Source organism: Peptoniphilus timonensis JC401, from assembly GCF_000312025.1.
In the GTDB taxonomy this organism is placed as follows: domain Bacteria; phylum Bacillota; class Clostridia; order Tissierellales; family Peptoniphilaceae; genus Peptoniphilus_A; species Peptoniphilus_A timonensis.
Map to the genome: position 1 here is coordinate 184971 of NZ_HE978594.1, position 17636 is coordinate 202606.

The window sequence follows — 17636 nt, forward strand, 5'->3', positions numbered from 1 at the left end:
AATTCTGCTGCTTCTTTTATTTTATCCATAATCCCATCTCCTTAAAAAACAATGTAGTGATAGATGAAATACAAAATCACAAGGGCAATTAGGGGAACAAAGTTAAATAAATCTATCCCCTCAACATCTCTATATCTGATTTTTACTTCCCTGTACTTATTATTTTCTTCCTTTAAACTTTTTAAAATCAACCTGCTAAGTATAAATGAAAAAATTGAAAGAAGAACTAAAATAATGATAATTGAAAGTTCAAGAGATCCAATTTCACGTGTAAACTTTGTCTGTCTCAAAAAATCAAAAAGTCTTTCATTTAAGTATCTAGCTGTCAAAACTGCAATGACATTGTTTATAAAATGTGCAACAATAGCAGGGATAATTGATCCAGTGTATTCGATTAAACTTGCAAATAAAAGCCCCAACAAAAAGGGTGCAATAAAGTTTTGTATGTCGAAGTGAAATAAAGCAAAAACAAGTGCCGAAACTATTATGGCAAATCTTTCTCCATAGACATTATAGGCATTTGTAAGTGTCCCTCTAAAGAAAACTTCTTCACAAATTGCTGGCACAAGGCACATAAAAATCAAATAATTTAAAATAGGAACATTTTGTAGCATTATTTCCATAGGGAAATTTTTATATTCAATAAAATTTGAAAGAAGGGATAAAAATACTCCATTTAATAAGAGAATCACTGGGTAAATTAAAACAACTAAAATAATTGTCTTCCCCAAACTCTTAAAAGAAACTTTCTTTATTTTTAAGACCTCTTTTACATCTCCAGTTGAAGAAATGAGAAGGGCTGGTAGTAAAACTATTAAAGTTTCTGTTATAAAGGTTCCCCAAAAGCTAAAACGCTCCTGAATATTAAAACCAATTGTCAAAAAAATAATTGCAAGCACAAGTGTCAAAGAGTTGACGCTCATGACATTTAAATTTTTCTTTTTATAAGTTCTCATTTTTTTCTTTATATGTGTAAATGTAAGGGACATTTCTGTAGTGGTCGCCATAATTTAGTCCATAACCAACTATAAAAATATCGTCAATTTCAAATCCAACATAGTCAGCACTTACATCTGCCTCTCTCCTTGAAGGTTTATCAAGCAAGACACAAGTCTTTAAAGATTTTGGATTTTTTTCCTTTAATTTTTCTTTCACTGCATAAAGTGTGTTTCCAGTATCTAAAATGTCATCGACTACAAGCACATTTCTGCCTTCAATATCTGTTCTAAGGTCAGTCAAAAATCTAACTTCACCGCTAGAACTTTCGCTGTGACCATAACTTGATGTTGTAAGAAAATCTATCTCTACTAATTTATCTATCTCTCTTACTAAGTCTGCGGCAAAAATAAAACTTCCCCTCAAAAGGGAAATAACTACGAAATCATCTTCGAAGTCCTTTTCAATTCTCTTGCCCAAACTTTTTACTTTTTCTTTAATCTCTTCACGAGAAAATAATATTTCTTTTTCCATAATTCCTCCAAATACATTATATCAAAAAATGCCAAAAATTCATCTTTAATTGCCATTATAAGCCTGGCTTTGGTATAATTACTTGGAAGGTGATCTTATGGAAAAAAGTTCTTTTGAACTTGCATTAAATAAATTATTAATTTTATATGTGATAGATAATTTCAACCACAGATTGAAAGAAAATGACCTTAGCTATTTTGTCCTTAACATTGAACTCTTTAATTATTTTTACTTTAAACAATATTTAAAGGAGTTAGAATCAACAGGGCTTGTCCTTTTTGACAAGGATAAAAAATATTATCTTTCAGAGGATGGACAAAATACACTAAATATTTTTTACGAACAAATCCCTGAAGATAATATAAAATTTTTGGATGAGAATATGGAAAAATACCGCCATGAACTACTCCTCAAAAATTCTGTGTCAGGAGAAGCCATAGAAGAAGATGAAACTTCTTATGCAAAACTAATTATAAAAGACGACAATATAGAAGTCCTTGATCTTAAAATCGAAACATCAGATGTAAATATGGCAAAAAAATCTCTTCCAACTTTAAGAAAAATCCAGAAGAAATTTATTCAAAAATTTTAAAAATTTTAACAGAAGATACAAAAGAAGAATAAAAAAACACCAGAGAAAGTGAAAACTAACTCTGGTATTTTTTATGAGAATTTATAAATTAGAAGTGTGTCTTATTTTAACTTTTTTAAAAGTATTTCAAAACTTGTTCCTTCGCCTAATTCTGAAGAAATTTTTATTTTTCCACCGATATTTTGTATAACGTGTTTTACAATGGAAAGACCAAGTCCAGTTCCTCCAACTCTTCTTGACCTAGACTTATCAACTCTATAAAATCTTTCAAAAATTCTTGCTAAGTCTTCTTGAGGAATTCCTATGCCAGTATCTTTAATTATTATTTTACAAGTATTCGCATCTTCAGAAATTTTTATATCAAGTCTTCCACTATCCTTATTGTACTTAATTCCATTATTTATTAAATTAGAGAAAAGTTCCCAAATCATAGTTCTATTTTCAAAAACTGATCCTGAACCTTCCAAGTTTACATAGATATTTTTTTCTTCTATTAAACTTTTATATCCCTTTAGAATTTCTGCAATTATTTCTTTAAGGTCAATCTCTTCTTTGTCAAAATCTCCAGCGTGTTCAAGTCCAGAAATTTTCATTATGTCTTCTACAAGGCTTAAAAGTCTTTTAGAATCATCATAAATTAATTTGTAAAAACCTTCCTTGTCCTTGTCTTCAACAAGATCATTTAAAAGAAGTTCTGAAAAACCAGAAATAGATGTAAGAGGAGTTTTTAACTCGTGACTAACATTAGAAGAAAATTCTTCACGAAGTCTTGTGGCTTTAATTTCTTCTGTTTCATCTATAAATAAAATCAAAAGTCCTCTAACTTTTTTATCTTCAAATACTGGATTGACATAACATTTGTATTCTCTATCGCCAATCTTTGTTATAGCTTCGCAGCTTTTTCCCTTTAAGGCTTCATCTGCCATATTTAAAATATTTTCATCTCTTATAAGATTTATAATATTTTCACCGAGAATATCCCTTTTAGAATTAAATATTTCTCTAGCAGAATCATTTACTGTCAAAAGATTTTTATTTTCATCCACAATGACAAGAGATTCTTTCATATTTTTTAGTATTGTATTTATTGTATCCCTTTCTCTTGCAATTTCCTTGTAACTTTCCTCAATAGTCATATTTTGTTTCTTTATTTTATTAATAAATGGGGAAATTTCCGGAAGCTTATTTGTGTCAACATTAAGTAAATCTTCTTCCAAATTATTTAGAGGATCAAAAGTCTTTTTAGTAAGTTTTTTTGAAACAACAGTTGCAATTAAAAACACTAAAAGAGACATTAGAATATCAAAAGGAAGAACCTTTGTAAAGGCTCCAATTAGGTTATCCATCTCTCTTGAAATCCTAATCATGTTGCCATCATCTAATCTAAGGCTCACATAGTAAAGATCCTTTGATAAGGTGTTAGAATATCTTTCAACTTGTGCATAGCCAAGCTTTTTTGCCTGAATAACTTCAGGTCTATCCTTGTGAGATGGTAAAAATCTAACATCTTTTTTAGAATCGTAGAGAACTTCTCCATCTTCTTGTATCAAAGTAATTCTAAAATCCATTCTCTTTTTTTGCAAGAGATTCTAAATAATTTTTGTCATCTTCAACTTTATTTAAAGTTTCTCCCATAGTAATTACAATATTCCTCAAATCTTCGTTGGATCTTTTTGCATAAACAGAATAATAAATGAACATGGAAGCAATTGTTGATAGAAATAAAGTTAAGAGAGATATTCCAAGGAGATACCTGAAAAATCTTTTTTTCATTTTATTCCTCCCTAGTAAGCATGTATCCAATACCTCTTACGGTTTTAATACATCCTCTCTTGTCGCCTAATTTATCTCTAATTAATTTTATATGCATATCAACTGTTCTAGTCTCACCCTCATAGTCATAACCCCAAATTTCTGTAAGAAGTTTTTCACGAGAGATAACTATATCCTTGTTTAAAATTAAATATTTTAAAACTTCATATTCCTTTAAACTAAAATCAACTTGATTTCCGTCAATTGTCACAGATCTATTCTTATCCTTTATGAGGATACCATTAAAGTCTAAGACGCTACCGTCAATTATTTCTTTTCCAGCACGTCTTTTTACTGCTCCAACTCTAGATAAAAGTTCCATAACAGAGAAAGGTTTTTTAATATAATCATCTGCTCCCTTATCAAGAGCAGAAATAACATCATATTCAGAAGTCTTGGCTGTAATCATAATAACCCAAACATTTTTTGTGTCTTCTCTCTCCCTAAGTCTCTTTAAAATCTCTAAACCGTCCATATCTGGAAGCATAATATCAAGTAAAACTAAGTCAGGTTTATCCTCTTCTAAGGCTTGAAAAAAATTCTTTCCCCTTTCAAAAGCCCTGACCTCATATCCCTTTGTCTTTAGAGAATATTCTATTAACTTTAAAATCGATGTGTCATCTTCAACAAGATAAATTAACATAAAATCATCCTTATTAATCAATTGAATTTATAAAACTAGCCTTCAATAGTGAAAATAACCCAGTGAGCGATGTTTACTCCGTGATCGGGAATTCTCTCCAAGTATTTTGCAATCATTATAAAATCAATTGCAGCAGCTGGGTCAAAATCTGACTTTATTATATCAATTAATTGGTCTCTTATCATTACAAAATAATTATCAACTATGTCATCTTCTTTGTCGATTTTTTTTGCTGTTTCAAGATCTAAATTGACAAAGGCATCAATGGATTTATTTAAAAGTTCCACTGTTGCATCAGCCATTTTCTTTATTAAAGGGAAACTAAGTGTGTCATAATTATTTGGAAGACTCATGCAGATTTCTGCAATATCTCTTGCATTATCGCCAATTCTCTCTAAGTCTGTAATCATTTTTAAAGCAGAAGAAACCCTCCTAAGGTCGCTAGCTGCTGGTTGTTGCTCTACAAAAATTTTAAGGCATTGTTTTTGAATTATATCCTCATATTCGTCAGTTCTCTCTTCGTCATGGACAACTTCTTCTGCAATGCTTTCTTCTTTTTCATCTAAAAGTGAAATTGCTTTTTTTATGGCACTTTCATTTAAACCAGCCATTTCTAAAAGCAAATCATTTAACTTTCTTAATTCATCATCAAATCTTTTTCTCATTAACCGAACCTTCCTGTTACATATAGTTCTGTCTTTTCTTCTTTTGGATTTGTAAAAATATCAACTGTATTTCCCTTTTCCACAATTACACCATTTAAGAAGAAGGCTGTTTCATCAGAAATTCTTGATGCTTGCTGCATATTGTGAGTTACCATAACAATTGTGTATTGATCCTTTAATTCCTGTGCTAAGTCTTCGATTTTTCCTGTTGAAATTGGGTCAAGAGCAGAAGTTGGTTCGTCCATTAAGATAACTTCTGGATTTACTGCAAGAGCTCTCGCTATGCAAAGTCTTTGTTGTTGTCCACCAGATATTGAAAGGGCAGATTTTTTTAAATCATCTTTTACTTCTTCCCAAATAGCAGCTTGTTTAAGTGATGACTCAACAATTTCGTCAAGCTCAGCCTTATTTTTTATGCCATGTGTTTTTGGACCATAGGCAATATTTTCATAGATACTCATTGGGAAGGGATTTGGTTGTTGAAATACCATTCCAACTCTTTTTCTCAAACTATTTACATCATAATTTTTGGCGTAGATGTCCTCGCCATCAAGTCTAATATCTCCCTCTATCTTGCAGCCCACTACAAGGTCGTTCATTCTATTTAAACACTTTAATAGAGTGGACTTACCGCAACCAGAAGGTCCAATAAAGGAAAGAATTTCTCTTTCTTTTATGTCTAAGTTTATATTGTGAAGAGCCTGAAAATCTCCATAATAAAGATCTAGGTCTTTTACGCTCATTTTTGTATTCATTATTCAACCTCTCTTAGTTTGTCTGCAAGTTTTGTTGAAGACCAATTTATAATTAAGACAAGAATCAAAAGAATCATACCTGTTGCATAAGCTTCTCCAACGTGTTTTCCTTCAGATGAAAGTACATACATGTGTAAAGCCAAAGTTCTTGATGATGCTTTTAATGTAGTTGGAAGTGATGTCGCTGTTCCCAAAGTGTACATTAGGGCAGCTGTTTCTCCAACAACACGACCAACAGATAAAATTATTCCTGATAAAATCCCTGGAATTGCTATGGGAAGCACTACCTTAAAAATTGTCCTTAGCTTTCCTGCACCAAGAGCAAGAGATCCTTGTCTTACTGATGGATGAACGGATTTTAGTGCTTCTTCAGTTGATCTTATTATAATTGGTAAAATCATTATAGAAACTGTTAGAACTCCAGAAATTACTGAAAATCCCATTTTTAGTTTTAGTCCAAAGAATAACATACCGAATAATCCATAAACAATAGATGGAATACCTGCTAGAGTTTCTGTTGCAAGTCTTATGGCTCTTACTAGTTTGTTTTCTACACGAGTGTATTCAACTAGAAAAATAGCAGTGAAAATTCCAATAGGTGATGCAAGTAAAATTGAAAGGACAACTGTTAGTAATGTAGTTATAATAGCAGGACCCATGGATAAATTTTCTGTTGTGTAATTTAGAGATAGCATCTTTGGACTAAAAGACATGGCGCCCTTTAAGACAACAAAGACAACTATAAAAACTAAAATTGCAAGAGTCATTGCAGAAAAAAGTCTAGTTGTTATTCTATAAAAAGATACTTTTCCAATAAAGTGTAGACCTAGGATAGACAAAATTAAAACTGCTATAAGTCCAAGACCAATATATTTAATCATTTTTTTCTCTCCTATTCTTAACTATAAAAAAGCTTGTATTTATTATTAAAATAAATACAAATAGGACTCCAGCTGTGGCTATTAGAGCTTGTCTGTGGTCGCCTGCAGCATAAGCCATTTCAAGTACAATATTTGTAGTCATAGTTCTAATTCCCTTTAAAGGGTTTAGAGTAAGTCTTGTTTGGTTTCCTGCAACAAGGATTACTGCCATAGTTTCGCCAATAGCACGACCAATTCCAAGAATAATTCCTGCAAAAATCCCTGATCTTGCAGCTGGTATCATAACTCTTGTTATAGTCTCATCATGAGTTGCACCAAGAGAAAGTGATCCTTGATAAAAAGATTTTGGCACTGTTCTAAGTGACGCTTCTGCCATAGAAATTATTGTAGGAAGAATCATTATTAAAAGTAAGACTGATGCACTTAAAATATTCATCCCAGTTCCACCAAAAAGACTTTTATTAATAGGAACAATAATTGTCAAGGCAAAGAAACCGTAGACAATTGAAGGTATGCCTGTCATTAAATTAAGTCCTGGTTTTAAAATTCTATAAAATTTCTTTGGACAATCAAATGCCAAGTAAGCAGCAACCATTATAGAAACTGGCACAGCAGCTATACATGATAGAGCTGTAATAATAACTGAGCCAAGTATCATTGATAAGATTCCATAAGTTGGCGGTTGATTCATAGGTGCCCAAGAATCATTAAATAAAAATTCCTTTACTCCTACCTTGCCAAAGAAGGCAAGAGAATCTTTAAAGATAAAGACACAAATTAAGAGTAAGAAGAATATTGAAAGAACAGAACAAATTAGGAAGAAATACTTAGATATTTCTTCCCATGAAAATGTCCTGGTCCTCTTGTCTTCTCGAGGGGCCTTTATATTAATATTTTCCATTTCATTTCCTTTGCATTTTATTTTGCAAGATTTGCCCAATCTGTCAATTCTCCTGTAAAGATTTTTTGAAGATCGTCCATAGTTACATCTTCAACTTTGTTTTCCTTGTTTACAATAACTGCAATACCATCTCTTGCTATAACTGTAAAATCAAGAGCTTCTTTTTCTTCATCTTTAAGTTCTCTTGAAGCCATACCAAGTTGTGCAGTTCCTTCCATTGCAGCAGTCATACCAGCTGATGAACCATTGGATTGGATATCAATTACAACATCTGGGTTCTTAGCCTTATATGCTTCAACAAGTTTTTCCATAAGAGGAGTAACAGAAGTTGAACCAGCAATAGTTAATTTTGCATCATTATTAATTGCTTCGTAAGTTTCGCCCTTAGCATCTCCTACATAACCTTCTTCTTCACAAATCTTTTGTCCTTCATCTGACATAATAAACTTAATTAAGTCCATTGCTTTTTCGTCAACATCTTTCTTATAAGCAACATTAAATGGTCTTGCAAGTTTATATGTGTTTGACTTAATGTTTTCAGGAGTGGCTTCAACACCTTCAACTTTTAGAGCCTTGACATCATCATTTAAAGATCCAAGAGAAATATAACCAATAGAAGATGCATCATTTTGAACTGTAGTAAGAACTGCATCAGTAGAAGATTGAACAGCTGCTTCAGAATAAGTGTTGTCAACTTCTTTGTCGCCATCTTTTACAAGAACTCCTGTTAGTTCAGTAAAAGCAGATCTTGTACCTGAACCTTGTTCTCTTGTAATAACATTAATCGAACTAAGTTCTTCTGTCTTTTCTCCACCTGCATTTGCAGTAGTTTCTTCTTTCTTGTTTCCTCCACATGCTACAAGACTAGCTCCTAATGCTAAAACTAAAGCAACTTTTCCAAAACTTTTTAACTTCATTATTTTTTTCATCCTTTCAAAATTTAATTTTATTTTTTATTTCATGGTCATTATAGTTTTGTTTTGTAAATTGCCAAGAAGTCTTTTGTAAATTTTATGTAAATTATTTTGAATACCGTGAAAGAATAGTGAAATTGTGTAAAGTTTTTTTTAATAAAATACCCTCCTTACTATTTGTCAGTAAAGAGGGTAAATCTCATAGCTAAATTTTTAATTTTTCTTTTATTAAATTTTAGTATCTTTCAAAATAATAACTAGAGCCAATTCTTCCCCAGGATAATCTTGTATATGAGTTTTCAAGATAATATGTTCCTGCCACAAGATAAGGATTTACTCCGACAAAAAATCCAGTTTCGCCATAAGTTGTGTGTGATTTTTCTACTACTAAGGCATTTTTGTCCTTATCATAGTATCCATACTGTTCTGCAAAATATTCAGAATTATTGTCTGAACTTAGTATAGTTCTAGTCGTAAGCTTATATCTTCCATTTCCTAGACTCGTTATATAAGTGTATACATCTGTGGATAGACTTGTATCATTAAATTTATGTCCACCAGGCCCATACCATGATCCTACTAAAATATCATCAGTAGAAATTACATAATATTTATCTTTAAGTTGTTTTTCTTCTGCTACATTTGATTTTGGAATTTTTACATACTTTACTTCTTCTTTTGGCTGAGTTACAGGTTGAGTTACTGGTTGAGTATAATTAGTAGTACTAGTCTTATAATTTGTAACACCATATTTAGAGACTCCGCTAACTCTATATTCATAGAAATCTTCATAAACTACGTTAACAAGTTCGCTTATTGTTTCAAATCTTGTAACATTTCCATTTACATTCATCTTGTAAGTTGCAATATTAATTGTGTATTCAGAAATTACTGTTTCTCTCTTTTCATAATAATATACCACTTTATAGAAAGCATTGTATTTAGGATTATCTCCAATATAAACAGCCTTATAATCACTAGAATAATCTACATTTTCTCCAAAAGCTTCTGCAATTGCTCTAAGTGGTACGAAAGTTCTATCGTCTCTTATTTCTGCTGGAGCATCTAAGTGAACTGCCTTACCATTTACCATCATTTTATTCGAACCTATAGTAAGTTCAACTGTAGTTCCATCATTTGTCATTGTTACTTTTTTGTTTGCTCCGTCCCACTTAACATCATAGCCAAGTTCTTCAGCTATAAATCTTATAGGTACATAGGTCCTAGAATTTTTAATGTAAGGATATACGTCACTATATACAATGTGGTCGTTGACAATTATCCCATTCAACGGAATATCTCTTTTTTCATGCCTTACAGCAAAAACGTTTACTGTTGAGAGTAGCATTACAAGAGATAAAAATAAAATAAAATATCGTTTCGTCTTTTTCATAACTTCTCCTTTCTTTCTTTGAAATAAGTTAACGTTTACATCTAAGTCAATTGTATAGAAATTATAACTTTATGTCAATACACTACTATACTAAATTTACAATAAAAAAAGAGCTAGTCTCCTAACTCTTTAGTCTTCTATTAAAAATCCCATTTCCCCCAAGACAACTTCTATCTCTTCCATGACTTCTTCATTTTCTGCTACAACTGTGTGATAATGAACTCCACCTGTTAGCACGTCAAGGGGTTTGGATTTTTCTTCATTCATCTTCTCTAAAAAAATTTTTACGTCCCTTCTTGATGAACAGTTTAAATCTTTTTTTATTTCACCATAAACCTTGTGGTGGACAATGACGTCCTTAACAAGTCCTCCTAGGTCAACAATGGCTTCTAGTTCTTTTTTTATGTCCTTGTCACTGTGCTTGACCTTAAAAACTTTTTGGGTCCTGGCTTCGTTTAAGTAGTAGCCCCTATTAGTTGATACAATATCCTTGCCGCTAGCCCTGAGTATTGCCATGTCCTGGACTATCACCTGTCTTGTTACATCAAACTTTTTTGCCAGATTTTCTCCCGACATAGGCTTTTGACTTTCGTATAAAATTTTTAACAAGTCTTCTCTTCTTGATTTTGGATCTAACATATCTCCCTCAATAGATTTTTAAATTTTTCATGGATAGGTCCAAGACTCCTGCACTGTAAGTTATGGCACCCGAAGAAATATAATCAATGTCTAGGTTCCTATAAGAATTTATATTTTCAAGACTTATGTTACCTGAGCACTCAATGATGGCCCTCTTATTAATTATCTTGCAGGCTTCTTTTATCTCTTCTATATCCATGTTGTCTAACATTATTATATCAGCTTTTGCCTCTAAGGCCTCCCTAACTTGGTCAAAATTTTCTACTTCAACTTCAATTTTCTTTACAAAGGGATTGAGGCTTCTCACTTTTTTCACTGCCTCTCTTATTCCACCAGCTGCATCTATGTGGTTGTCCTTTAGCATAATTCCATCAGATAAATTGTACCTGTGGTTGTAGCCTCCACCAAGTGTCACTGCATACTTTTCAAAAAGCCTCATGTTAGGTGTAGTCTTTCTTGTGTCGAGAATTTTTATATGGTCGCTGTCAAGGGCATCAACCATTTTCTTGGTGTAAGTTGCAATCACACTCATCCTTTGCAAGAAGTTTAAGGCTGTCCTTTCTCCCTCAAGGATTGCCTTAGCTCTTCCACTTATTTTTCCTATTAGGTCCTTATTTTTAACTTGGTCCCCGTCAGAAAAATAAAATTCAAAGCTCACATCTTCATCTAAAATTTCAAAGACCCTCTTAAAGACATCAAGACCTGCAAGTATTCCAGAGTCCTTGGCTCTTAAATCTACCTCTGCCCTCTCATCCTTTAAGATGGCATCTGTTGAGATGTCTCCACTTGTAATGTCCTCCCTTAGGGCTGCGATTATATACTTGTCAATTAAGATTGGCTTTAGATCTCTCATCTTCTCTTATCCTTTCAAAAATAATTTTTTTCTTTTCTTCTTCATCAATATCTATTGTATCAATTTTGAAATTTATTTCTGCATTGTCAAATTTATTTTCGTTTAAGAAATCTGCCAAAATTCTTCCAAAAACTAGGCACTCTAAAAGTGAATTGCAGGCAAGTCTATTAGAACCATGAATTCCAACATTACCAGCCTCGCCAACTACAAAGAGTCCCTCTAGGTTAGTCCTTCCTTCGATATCACACTCTATTCCTCCCATGGTGTAGTGTTGGCAGGGAACTATTGGAATGTTTTCGTATCTTGGGTCTATCCCCCTGGCTCTTAACTCATCAAAAATCATTGGAAATCTCTTGGGAATTCTTTCTTCTCCAAGGGGCTTCATAGACAAGTATTCAAAGTCCATTCCTTCTTTTTCCATTTCATTTTTTATGGCGCCTGCTACTATGTCTCTTGGCTTCATTTCATCTGTGAATCTCTGGTCCTTATGATTAAGTAGGACTGCCCCTTCTCCCCTTGCAGATTCGGAAATTAAAAATTGCCTTTCTACTCCTTCTTCATAAAGAGAAGTTGGATGAAATTGAATGTAAGATATGTCCTTTATCTTGACTCCGTTTTTTATTGCCATGGCAAGTCCGTCTCCTGAGATATGAGGAAAGTTTGTTGACTTGTCAAAGAGTCCACCTAGTCCACCAGTTGCAAGAACCACATTTGTAGAAATAAAAACCTCATCGTGAGACCTTGCTCCGTAACACTTGCCATCTTTTACAATAAGATCAAGTATAGGCGTGTCTTCAAATATTTCTATGTTTGACCTTTCCCTTAATCTTTTATAGAGGACATCGAGGATTCCCTTTCCTATTTCATCGTCAATGTGAAGGCCCCTTGATGCTGAGTGTCCGCCCTCTCTTGAATAATCAAGCTGGCCATCCTTCTTTGTGAACTCAACTCCAAGATCCATTAAAAACTTAATTGCATCTTTTGACTTGTCCACCATGGTCTCAACTGACTTCAAATTATTTTTGTAGTGGCCTGCCCTCATTGTGTCTTCAATAAAAACTTCCCTATCTTCTTCATCTCTTAATACATTTATCCCACCTTGGGCAAGATAAGAATTTGAATCTTCTAACTTTTTCTTTGTGACAATACCAATCCTATAATCTTCACTTAACTCTAGGGCAGTGCTGACTCCAGCAAGACCTGAACCCACAATTAAAATGTCAAATTTTTTCATCCTATGCACCTAACTCCAACATTTTTTCAAGAGGTTTTAAGGCTCTTTCTCTAATTTCTCTTGGAACTTCAACTTGATTTTTATTTTCTTCTAGGACTTCAATAATTTTATTTAGGGTCAATTTTTTCATGTCTAGGCAAATTGGTTCCTTGGCAAGCTTTCTAAAGTTGACCTTTGGATATTTTTTCTTAAGCTCAGTAAAAATTCCTTCTTCAGTGACAACTAGAACATCATCATACTTTCCTGCTTCATTAATAATTGCCTTTGTAGATCCAATGAAGTCAGCAAGTTCTAGGACTTCTTTCCTACATTCTGGATGAGCCAAAATTTTTACCTTACCCTTGTAGGCTCTTACATCTTCAAGATCTATCTCATCGTGAACAGGACAGTAGCCGTCATTTAAAATAACATTTTTATCTGGCAAGGACTTCTTTATGTAGTCGCCAAGGTTTTTATCTGGTACAAAAAAAATATTTTTTCTTTTAATTTATTTAACAATTTTTGCAGCGTTTGAAGATGTTACGCAAATATCTGAGTAGGCCTTGATCTCTGCAGTAGAATTTATGTAAGTCACAACTGCTAGGTCATCGTAAGCCTCTCTCATCTCCTTAATTTTTTCTAACGCTAATCATGTGGGCCATGGGACAATCTGCTCCAAGGTCAGGCATCAAAACATTCTTGCTTGGATTTAAAATCTTAACACTTTCTCCCATAAAGTAGACTCCTGCCATGACTATGGTTTCTTCCTTGAGTTCTGTAGCCTTTTGAGACAAGAAAAAAGAAATCTCCTATGTAGTCAGCTACAGCTTGGATCTCTTCATCAACATAGTAGTGGGCAAGTATAACAGCATCTCTCTCTTTCTTTAATTTTTTTAATATTTCAATTTTTCTTTTAAAGTTAAATTTTCTAAATTTTTCAATTTCACCAATCTCCTAATAAATTTTACTTAAAATTATATTACAATGAAGCATACAGGACAAGTCAAGTGTATATACACTAGCTCAACTTAGAATGAAGAGTTTATTTTTTTGACTAAGCTTTATTTATAAAATAATTTAACTTTAATGGCTAAGTTTCTTTTTAGTCCTTAAAATTTTTTAGCTAAGAAAATAAAAATTAAAATCACTGAACTTCCAGGCTTTGTTACTTAAAAACTTTCTTGGGTATCATATTAATATAGGATGTCGTTTTAAAGTGATAAAGGAAAGTGATCTTATGAAAAATGATGAATTGAGAAGAAAAGAACACGAGGCCGTGAGAAATTCAGTTGGATATTATGACTTTACCCACCAAGTTTTAGATGTCTTTGGAAAAGATGCGGAAGACTTCTTGGATAAAATTTTTGTAAATGACATTAAAAATATGAAAAATACTCATGCTCTTTACACAACAATGCTAAATGAAGATGGAAAAATCATTGACGATGTAATTATCTTTAGATTAGAAAAAGAAAAATATCTAATTTCCACTCTTTATATCGACAAGATGATTAAGTGGTTTGACAAATTTAAAAATGGCTATGATGTTGAATACAAAAACATCACAGATAAGCTCACTATGTTTGCCATCCAAGGACCAAAATCAAAAGAATTAGTAAATAAAATTGTAGATGAAGACATTACTGATCTTAAATTTTTTACAATAGAAGATAACTCCCTTGGCGACTTGGACCTTATGGTCGCAAGAGCAGGCTTCACTGGCGAACTTGGCTACGAACTATATGTACAATCAGATAAAAAAGATATCTTAGAAGAAAAAATAAAAGAATGTGGAAAAGAATTTGACCTTCTTAACATAACAAGTGACGTAATAATTGGAAGCTTGCCTGGCGAAAAAGGCTACGTTCTTATGAGCGATTTAGAAGGAGCAAATCCTCTTGAAGTTGGCTACGGCTGGACAGTAGCTTGGGATAGCGACTTTATAGGAAAAGATGCCCTTCTTAAAGCAAAAGAAAATGTAAATCGTGACCTCTTTGGATATGAATTATTAGAAGATGGAGAAGTCGAAGCAGGCGATATAGTTTTACTTGATGGCAAAGAAATAGGTGAAGTGACAAAATTCATTTACGGCTACACAGTAGAAAAATATATTGGCTACTGCATGATAGAAAAAGATAAAGCAGTAGAAGGAAAAAAAGTAGAAATAAAAACAAAAGCAGGAAGCCTAGAAGCAAAATTGTGCGACAGGGTTTTTTATGACAAAGATAATGAAAGAGTAAAAGGATAAAAATAAACAAGAGAATAATTGGAAATATAAAATTAGGAGCCTAAATTTGGCTCCATTTTTGTTGCTTAAACTAAAATTTTCAAAGAAGGTAAATAAAGGTTATAGATTTTTTTGTTCGATAAAAATCTTTTAATTAATCAGATAAATTGAATTATTAATCTACTCTTATTTATTAGTATAATGTGATTTATAGATGACAATTATAGTAATTAACCAAATCATAATATTTTTTTATTTCTTGAATTTGCATATATTTTTTCATATAATCGAAGTCTGGTTTTTCATCATAATCAATAGGCAAAAGTATCTTTTGTCTCTTTAATCTTGCTGTTCCCATTTTATAACCATAACCATATTTTTCTTTCTGTTTAGTAATAACTGATGTTAAAAACATAGAAACATATCTATTTTTATATTTTGGAATTAATTTTCTTGTATCATTTCCATATAAAGCTTTATAATCATGATAAAATGCATATCCAACAGAACCATTACGATTTACACTTATAGATTTTTCTTCCAATGTATTATTTATGTTATCAACAAAATAACCAATACCATTGTTTTGAGCAGTAGCAGTTATATATGGAGTATTACCATCGATTCTTTCTCTTTCGTAAATATCTTTCCCAGATTTTATGTTAACAATATCCTCAAGCCAAAATTCTTTCCACTCTTTTTTATCTAATGGGACAAGCTTAGACTCATAAGAAATGGCTAACTTATATATATATATATATATATATATTCGATGACTTTTTCAAGATTTTCTAATTCTATTTTTTTCATAAATTTACTCATATATTCCCAATTAGGATTTCCGTTTTTATCTGCTGGAAGAAAAATTTTTGTTGTTTTTAATCTTTGTCCATTTAAAGCTATTCCATAAGAAGCTTTTTCTTTTGAAACTTTTTCTAATGATGTTAATAAAAATTGAGAATTATATTTATCTAAATTACTGTTATATAACAGATTTATGGCACTTCCTGCACCACCTCTTCCAACAAATTCATACTCATGATAGAAACAGTTCCCAGCAATAGGATCAACGGAAATGCAATTACCTTTACTAAGATTATTATTTGAATTTACAAATCCACTTACAGCATTATTTTGACTGGATGTAGATACATATGGAATTTCACCCTTTGTATACTTAGAAATTGTCTTGCCTTTTACTGAAACAATTTGAAAAATTTCTTCCAAACTATAATTTTTCCAATCAACATTTTCAAGTCCAACTAAATCAAAAGATGTTTTAAGCATTTTTTTCTCGTAATAAGAAACTACTTTTTGTGCGATTTCTTTTTGTTCTTGTTTAATATAGTCTTCCATAAATTTCCAGTTAGGGTTTCCTTTTTCATCTATGGGTAATAATATGGCTCCATTTTCTAATCTTTTACTATTAAATAAATATCCATATGAAGCTTTGTTAGAGGATGTTTTTTCAATAGCTTTACATAAAAACAAACCACTATATTTATTTAATTTCTTATTATAAAGAACGTTAATTGAAGCTCCGCTATATCCTCTACCAATAAAGTCGTAATCATGATAAAATGCCTTACCCGCTATGGGGTCTATAGAAATAGATTTTCCTTTATTTATTATATTTTCTTCTGTATTAATAAAGTTAATAATAGCATTGTTAACAGATGATGTAGACGCATACGGAATTTTACCTTTATCATAATTTTCTATAGGTCTTCCTTTAACTTTTTTTATTATGAAAATTTCTTTAATCTTGAATTTTTTCCACTCAACATCATTTAGCGACAAGCTACTTTGTGTCATAATCTTCACCATCTTCAGCTGCTATTGGGGAGTTATCAAAAAATAACTCTTCATCATCATCTTCAAGTCCAAATAAATATCCTCTACCATGGGTGATCATATTTACTTCAAAGGTAATATAATCTGCTATGGTATTTCTAAAGTCTTCATCAGTTGGTATTTCATCATTAAAGTAATAAAAAGAATGTAGCCACTCATCGTCTGCTTCAATAGTGGTTTCAACACAGAATTTTGTTTCAGAATCAATCCTATCAAACCACACATCAAGCAAGTGCTGTTTTTTATCTTTTGCCGATGGTGTTTCTACAAGCCCTATATGCTTAGCAACTTCATATCCATCATCTTCAAAATTTATAAATTTACAAATTTTATCTTTATGGTGAGGCATGCCAGCAGTAAAAACGGCTATACATGGATTTGTACCTACACCATAGAAAGTATTTTTATTTAAAGTAATTACTCCCTCTAAGGTGTGATGTTTTAAAATATTTGCCTTGGTCTCTTTCTCGTATTTTGTCTTTCCAGTCATTGTAGATTGGGGAACAATTACTGCAACTCTTGCTCCCTCAACAAGTGATTCTAAAAGATGCTCTGTAAATGATATTTCATATAAATTAGGATTATCCTTTGATCCTTGAGAATATGGTGGATTCATCATTCCTACAGTACATCCCTTTAGTTGTAATTTCGCTGGATTTTGTTTTAAGAAATCTTGATTTTCAAGATTACTTTTTCCATCTCCCCTTAAAATCATGTTTGTAGTGGCAATAGTAAACATATAGGATTGGTCTTCTATTCCAAAAAGTTGATTTTTCCTAATATTATGTTTTTTCAAAATCGTCATCAGTTTTTTGAATCATATC

The 17636-nt window shown here is 31.9% G+C and carries 21 protein-coding genes and 1 pseudogene; 2 read left to right on the top strand and 20 right to left on the bottom strand.

Annotated features, from left to right (window positions below):
- Positions 1-41: 41 nt before the first annotated feature.
- Positions 42-1007, bottom strand: coding sequence for a CPBP family glutamic-type intramembrane protease (locus tag HGPT_RS04595; protein WP_342626062.1), 966 nt, complete (start codon positions 1005-1007; stop codon positions 42-44).
- Positions 943-1470, bottom strand: a complete 528-nt coding sequence (hpt, locus tag HGPT_RS04600) for a hypoxanthine phosphoribosyltransferase (protein ID WP_019138682.1) — start codon at positions 1468-1470, stop codon at positions 943-945. The genes HGPT_RS04595 and hpt overlap by 65 nt, the downstream gene beginning before the upstream one ends.
- A 97-nt stretch (positions 1471-1567) precedes the next feature.
- Here hpt and HGPT_RS04605 point away from each other — a divergent pair, with 97 nt between their 5' ends.
- A complete protein-coding gene (locus HGPT_RS04605; RefSeq protein ID WP_245544135.1) occupies positions 1568-2062 on the top strand; it encodes a DUF4364 family protein in 495 nt (164 codons plus the stop codon).
- Positions 2063-2163: 101 nt separating this feature from the next.
- Here HGPT_RS04605 and HGPT_RS04610 read toward each other — a convergent pair whose 3' ends face one another.
- The 15 genes and pseudogenes from HGPT_RS04610 to nadA (HGPT_RS10525) all read right to left on the bottom strand — a co-directional run bounded on the left by HGPT_RS04610 (position 2164) and on the right by nadA (HGPT_RS10525) (position 13682).
- Complete coding sequence (locus HGPT_RS04610; protein ID WP_019138683.1) at positions 2164-3630, bottom strand: sensor histidine kinase; 1467 nt, start codon at positions 3628-3630, stop codon at positions 2164-2166.
- Positions 3620-3835, bottom strand: coding sequence for a hypothetical protein (locus tag HGPT_RS09930; RefSeq protein WP_019138684.1), 216 nt, complete (start codon positions 3833-3835; stop codon positions 3620-3622). Before HGPT_RS09930 ends, HGPT_RS04610 begins: the two co-directional genes overlap by 11 nt.
- Position 3836: 1 nt before the next feature.
- On the bottom strand, positions 3837-4517 hold the full coding sequence (locus tag HGPT_RS04615; RefSeq protein WP_019138685.1) for a response regulator transcription factor: 681 nt from the start codon (positions 4515-4517) through the stop codon (positions 3837-3839).
- A 35-nt stretch (positions 4518-4552) separates the two neighbouring features.
- Positions 4553-5182: a phosphate signaling complex protein PhoU gene (gene phoU / locus HGPT_RS04620; RefSeq protein WP_019138686.1), complete on the bottom strand. Its 630-nt coding sequence runs from the start codon at positions 5180-5182 to the stop codon at positions 4553-4555.
- Positions 5182-5937, bottom strand: coding sequence for a phosphate ABC transporter ATP-binding protein PstB (pstB, locus tag HGPT_RS04625; protein ID WP_019138687.1), 756 nt, complete (start codon positions 5935-5937; stop codon positions 5182-5184). Before pstB ends, phoU begins: the two co-directional genes overlap by 1 nt.
- Positions 5937-6818, bottom strand: a complete 882-nt coding sequence (gene pstA / locus HGPT_RS04630) for a phosphate ABC transporter permease PstA (RefSeq protein WP_019138688.1) — start codon at positions 6816-6818, stop codon at positions 5937-5939. Before pstA ends, pstB begins: the two co-directional genes overlap by 1 nt.
- Positions 6811-7719, bottom strand: coding sequence for a phosphate ABC transporter permease subunit PstC (gene pstC, locus HGPT_RS04635; RefSeq protein ID WP_040542633.1), 909 nt, complete (start codon positions 7717-7719; stop codon positions 6811-6813). Before pstC ends, pstA begins: the two co-directional genes overlap by 8 nt.
- A gap of 17 nt (positions 7720-7736) precedes the next feature.
- Positions 7737-8636, bottom strand: coding sequence for a substrate-binding domain-containing protein (locus HGPT_RS04640; protein ID WP_019138690.1), 900 nt, complete (start codon positions 8634-8636; stop codon positions 7737-7739).
- Between the two features lie 232 nt (positions 8637-8868).
- Positions 8869-10026, bottom strand: coding sequence for a copper amine oxidase N-terminal domain-containing protein (locus HGPT_RS08685; RefSeq protein WP_019138691.1), 1158 nt, complete (start codon positions 10024-10026; stop codon positions 8869-8871).
- Between the two features lie 129 nt (positions 10027-10155).
- Positions 10156-10665 (bottom strand): transcription repressor NadR, encoded by a 510-nt coding sequence (locus HGPT_RS04650; protein WP_019138692.1) that lies wholly within the window; start codon positions 10663-10665, stop codon positions 10156-10158.
- Positions 10666-10672: 7 nt separating this feature from the next.
- On the bottom strand, positions 10673-11518 hold the full coding sequence (nadC, locus tag HGPT_RS04655) for a carboxylating nicotinate-nucleotide diphosphorylase (RefSeq protein ID WP_019138693.1): 846 nt from the start codon (positions 11516-11518) through the stop codon (positions 10673-10675).
- Positions 11490-12752 carry an L-aspartate oxidase gene (locus HGPT_RS04660; protein ID WP_019138694.1) on the bottom strand — a complete coding sequence of 421 codons (1263 nt, stop codon included), beginning with the start codon at positions 12750-12752 and terminating at the stop codon, positions 11490-11492. The genes nadC and HGPT_RS04660 overlap by 29 nt, the downstream gene beginning before the upstream one ends.
- 1 nt (position 12753) lies before the next feature.
- Positions 12754-13356: pseudogene (locus tag HGPT_RS09935) on the bottom strand (quinolinate synthase NadA).
- A gap of 4 nt (positions 13357-13360) precedes the next feature.
- Entirely contained in the window at positions 13361-13465 is a 105-nt protein-coding gene (nadA, locus tag HGPT_RS10400) for a quinolinate synthase NadA (protein WP_425357422.1), read from the bottom strand.
- Positions 13449-13682 carry a quinolinate synthase NadA gene (gene nadA / locus HGPT_RS10525; RefSeq protein ID WP_342626066.1) on the bottom strand — a complete coding sequence of 78 codons (234 nt, stop codon included), beginning with the start codon at positions 13680-13682 and terminating at the stop codon, positions 13449-13451. Before nadA (HGPT_RS10525) ends, nadA (HGPT_RS10400) begins: the two co-directional genes overlap by 17 nt.
- 286 nt (positions 13683-13968) lie before the next feature.
- On the opposite strand from nadA (HGPT_RS10525), the gene HGPT_RS04670 reads away from it, so the two are divergent.
- On the top strand, positions 13969-14979 hold the full coding sequence (locus HGPT_RS04670; protein WP_040542636.1) for an aminomethyl transferase family protein: 1011 nt from the start codon (positions 13969-13971) through the stop codon (positions 14977-14979).
- Between the two features lie 187 nt (positions 14980-15166).
- Here HGPT_RS04670 and HGPT_RS04675 read toward each other — a convergent pair whose 3' ends face one another.
- The 3 genes from HGPT_RS04675 to HGPT_RS04685 are packed head-to-tail and all read right to left on the bottom strand — an operon-like array spanning position 15167 to position 17608.
- Entirely contained in the window at positions 15167-15727 is a 561-nt protein-coding gene (locus tag HGPT_RS04675; protein WP_218914854.1) for a restriction endonuclease subunit S, read from the bottom strand.
- Positions 15697-16773, bottom strand: coding sequence for a restriction endonuclease subunit S (locus HGPT_RS04680; protein ID WP_019138697.1), 1077 nt, complete (start codon positions 16771-16773; stop codon positions 15697-15699). The genes HGPT_RS04675 and HGPT_RS04680 overlap by 31 nt, the downstream gene beginning before the upstream one ends.
- A complete protein-coding gene (locus HGPT_RS04685; protein WP_019138698.1) occupies positions 16760-17608 on the bottom strand; it encodes an HsdM family class I SAM-dependent methyltransferase in 849 nt (282 codons plus the stop codon). The genes HGPT_RS04680 and HGPT_RS04685 overlap by 14 nt, the downstream gene beginning before the upstream one ends.
- Positions 17609-17636 lie beyond the last annotated feature (28 nt).

Excerpts from the sequence above, each read along its gene's own strand:
- nadC (WP_019138693.1), bottom strand. The coding sequence starts at position 11,518 with ATGAGAGATCTAAAGCCAATCTTAATTGACAAGTATATAATCGCAGCC.
- HGPT_RS04610 (WP_019138683.1), bottom strand. The coding sequence starts at position 3,630 with ATGGATTTTAGAATTACTTTGATACAAGAAGATGGAGAAGTTCTCTAC.
- pstA (WP_019138688.1), bottom strand. The coding sequence starts at position 6,818 with ATGATTAAATATATTGGTCTTGGACTTATAGCAGTTTTAATTTTGTCT.
- HGPT_RS04680 (WP_019138697.1), bottom strand. The coding sequence starts at position 16,773 with ATGACACAAAGTAGCTTGTCGCTAAATGATGTTGAGTGGAAAAAATTC.
- HGPT_RS04640 (WP_019138690.1), bottom strand. The coding sequence starts at position 8,636 with ATGAAGTTAAAAAGTTTTGGAAAAGTTGCTTTAGTTTTAGCATTAGGA.
- HGPT_RS04670 (WP_040542636.1), top strand. The coding sequence starts at position 13,969 with ATGAAAAATGATGAATTGAGAAGAAAAGAACACGAGGCCGTGAGAAAT.
- nadA (WP_425357422.1), bottom strand. The coding sequence starts at position 13,465 with ATGGGAGAAAGTGTTAAGATTTTAAATCCAAGCAAGAATGTTTTGATG.
- HGPT_RS04605 (WP_245544135.1), top strand. The coding sequence starts at position 1,568 with ATGGAAAAAAGTTCTTTTGAACTTGCATTAAATAAATTATTAATTTTA.
- HGPT_RS04660 (WP_019138694.1), bottom strand. The coding sequence starts at position 12,752 with ATGAAAAAATTTGACATTTTAATTGTGGGTTCAGGTCTTGCTGGAGTC.
- hpt (WP_019138682.1), bottom strand. The coding sequence starts at position 1,470 with ATGGAAAAAGAAATATTATTTTCTCGTGAAGAGATTAAAGAAAAAGTA.
- HGPT_RS09930 (WP_019138684.1), bottom strand. The coding sequence starts at position 3,835 with ATGAAAAAAAGATTTTTCAGGTATCTCCTTGGAATATCTCTCTTAACT.
- phoU (WP_019138686.1), bottom strand. The coding sequence starts at position 5,182 with ATGAGAAAAAGATTTGATGATGAATTAAGAAAGTTAAATGATTTGCTT.
- HGPT_RS04615 (WP_019138685.1), bottom strand. The coding sequence starts at position 4,517 with ATGTTAATTTATCTTGTTGAAGATGACACATCGATTTTAAAGTTAATA.
- HGPT_RS04595 (WP_342626062.1), bottom strand. The coding sequence starts at position 1,007 with ATGGCGACCACTACAGAAATGTCCCTTACATTTACACATATAAAGAAA.
- pstB (WP_019138687.1), bottom strand. The coding sequence starts at position 5,937 with ATGAATACAAAAATGAGCGTAAAAGACCTAGATCTTTATTATGGAGAT.
- HGPT_RS08685 (WP_019138691.1), bottom strand. The coding sequence starts at position 10,026 with ATGAAAAAGACGAAACGATATTTTATTTTATTTTTATCTCTTGTAATG.
- HGPT_RS04650 (WP_019138692.1), bottom strand. The coding sequence starts at position 10,665 with ATGTTAGATCCAAAATCAAGAAGAGAAGACTTGTTAAAAATTTTATAC.
- pstC (WP_040542633.1), bottom strand. The coding sequence starts at position 7,719 with ATGGAAAATATTAATATAAAGGCCCCTCGAGAAGACAAGAGGACCAGG.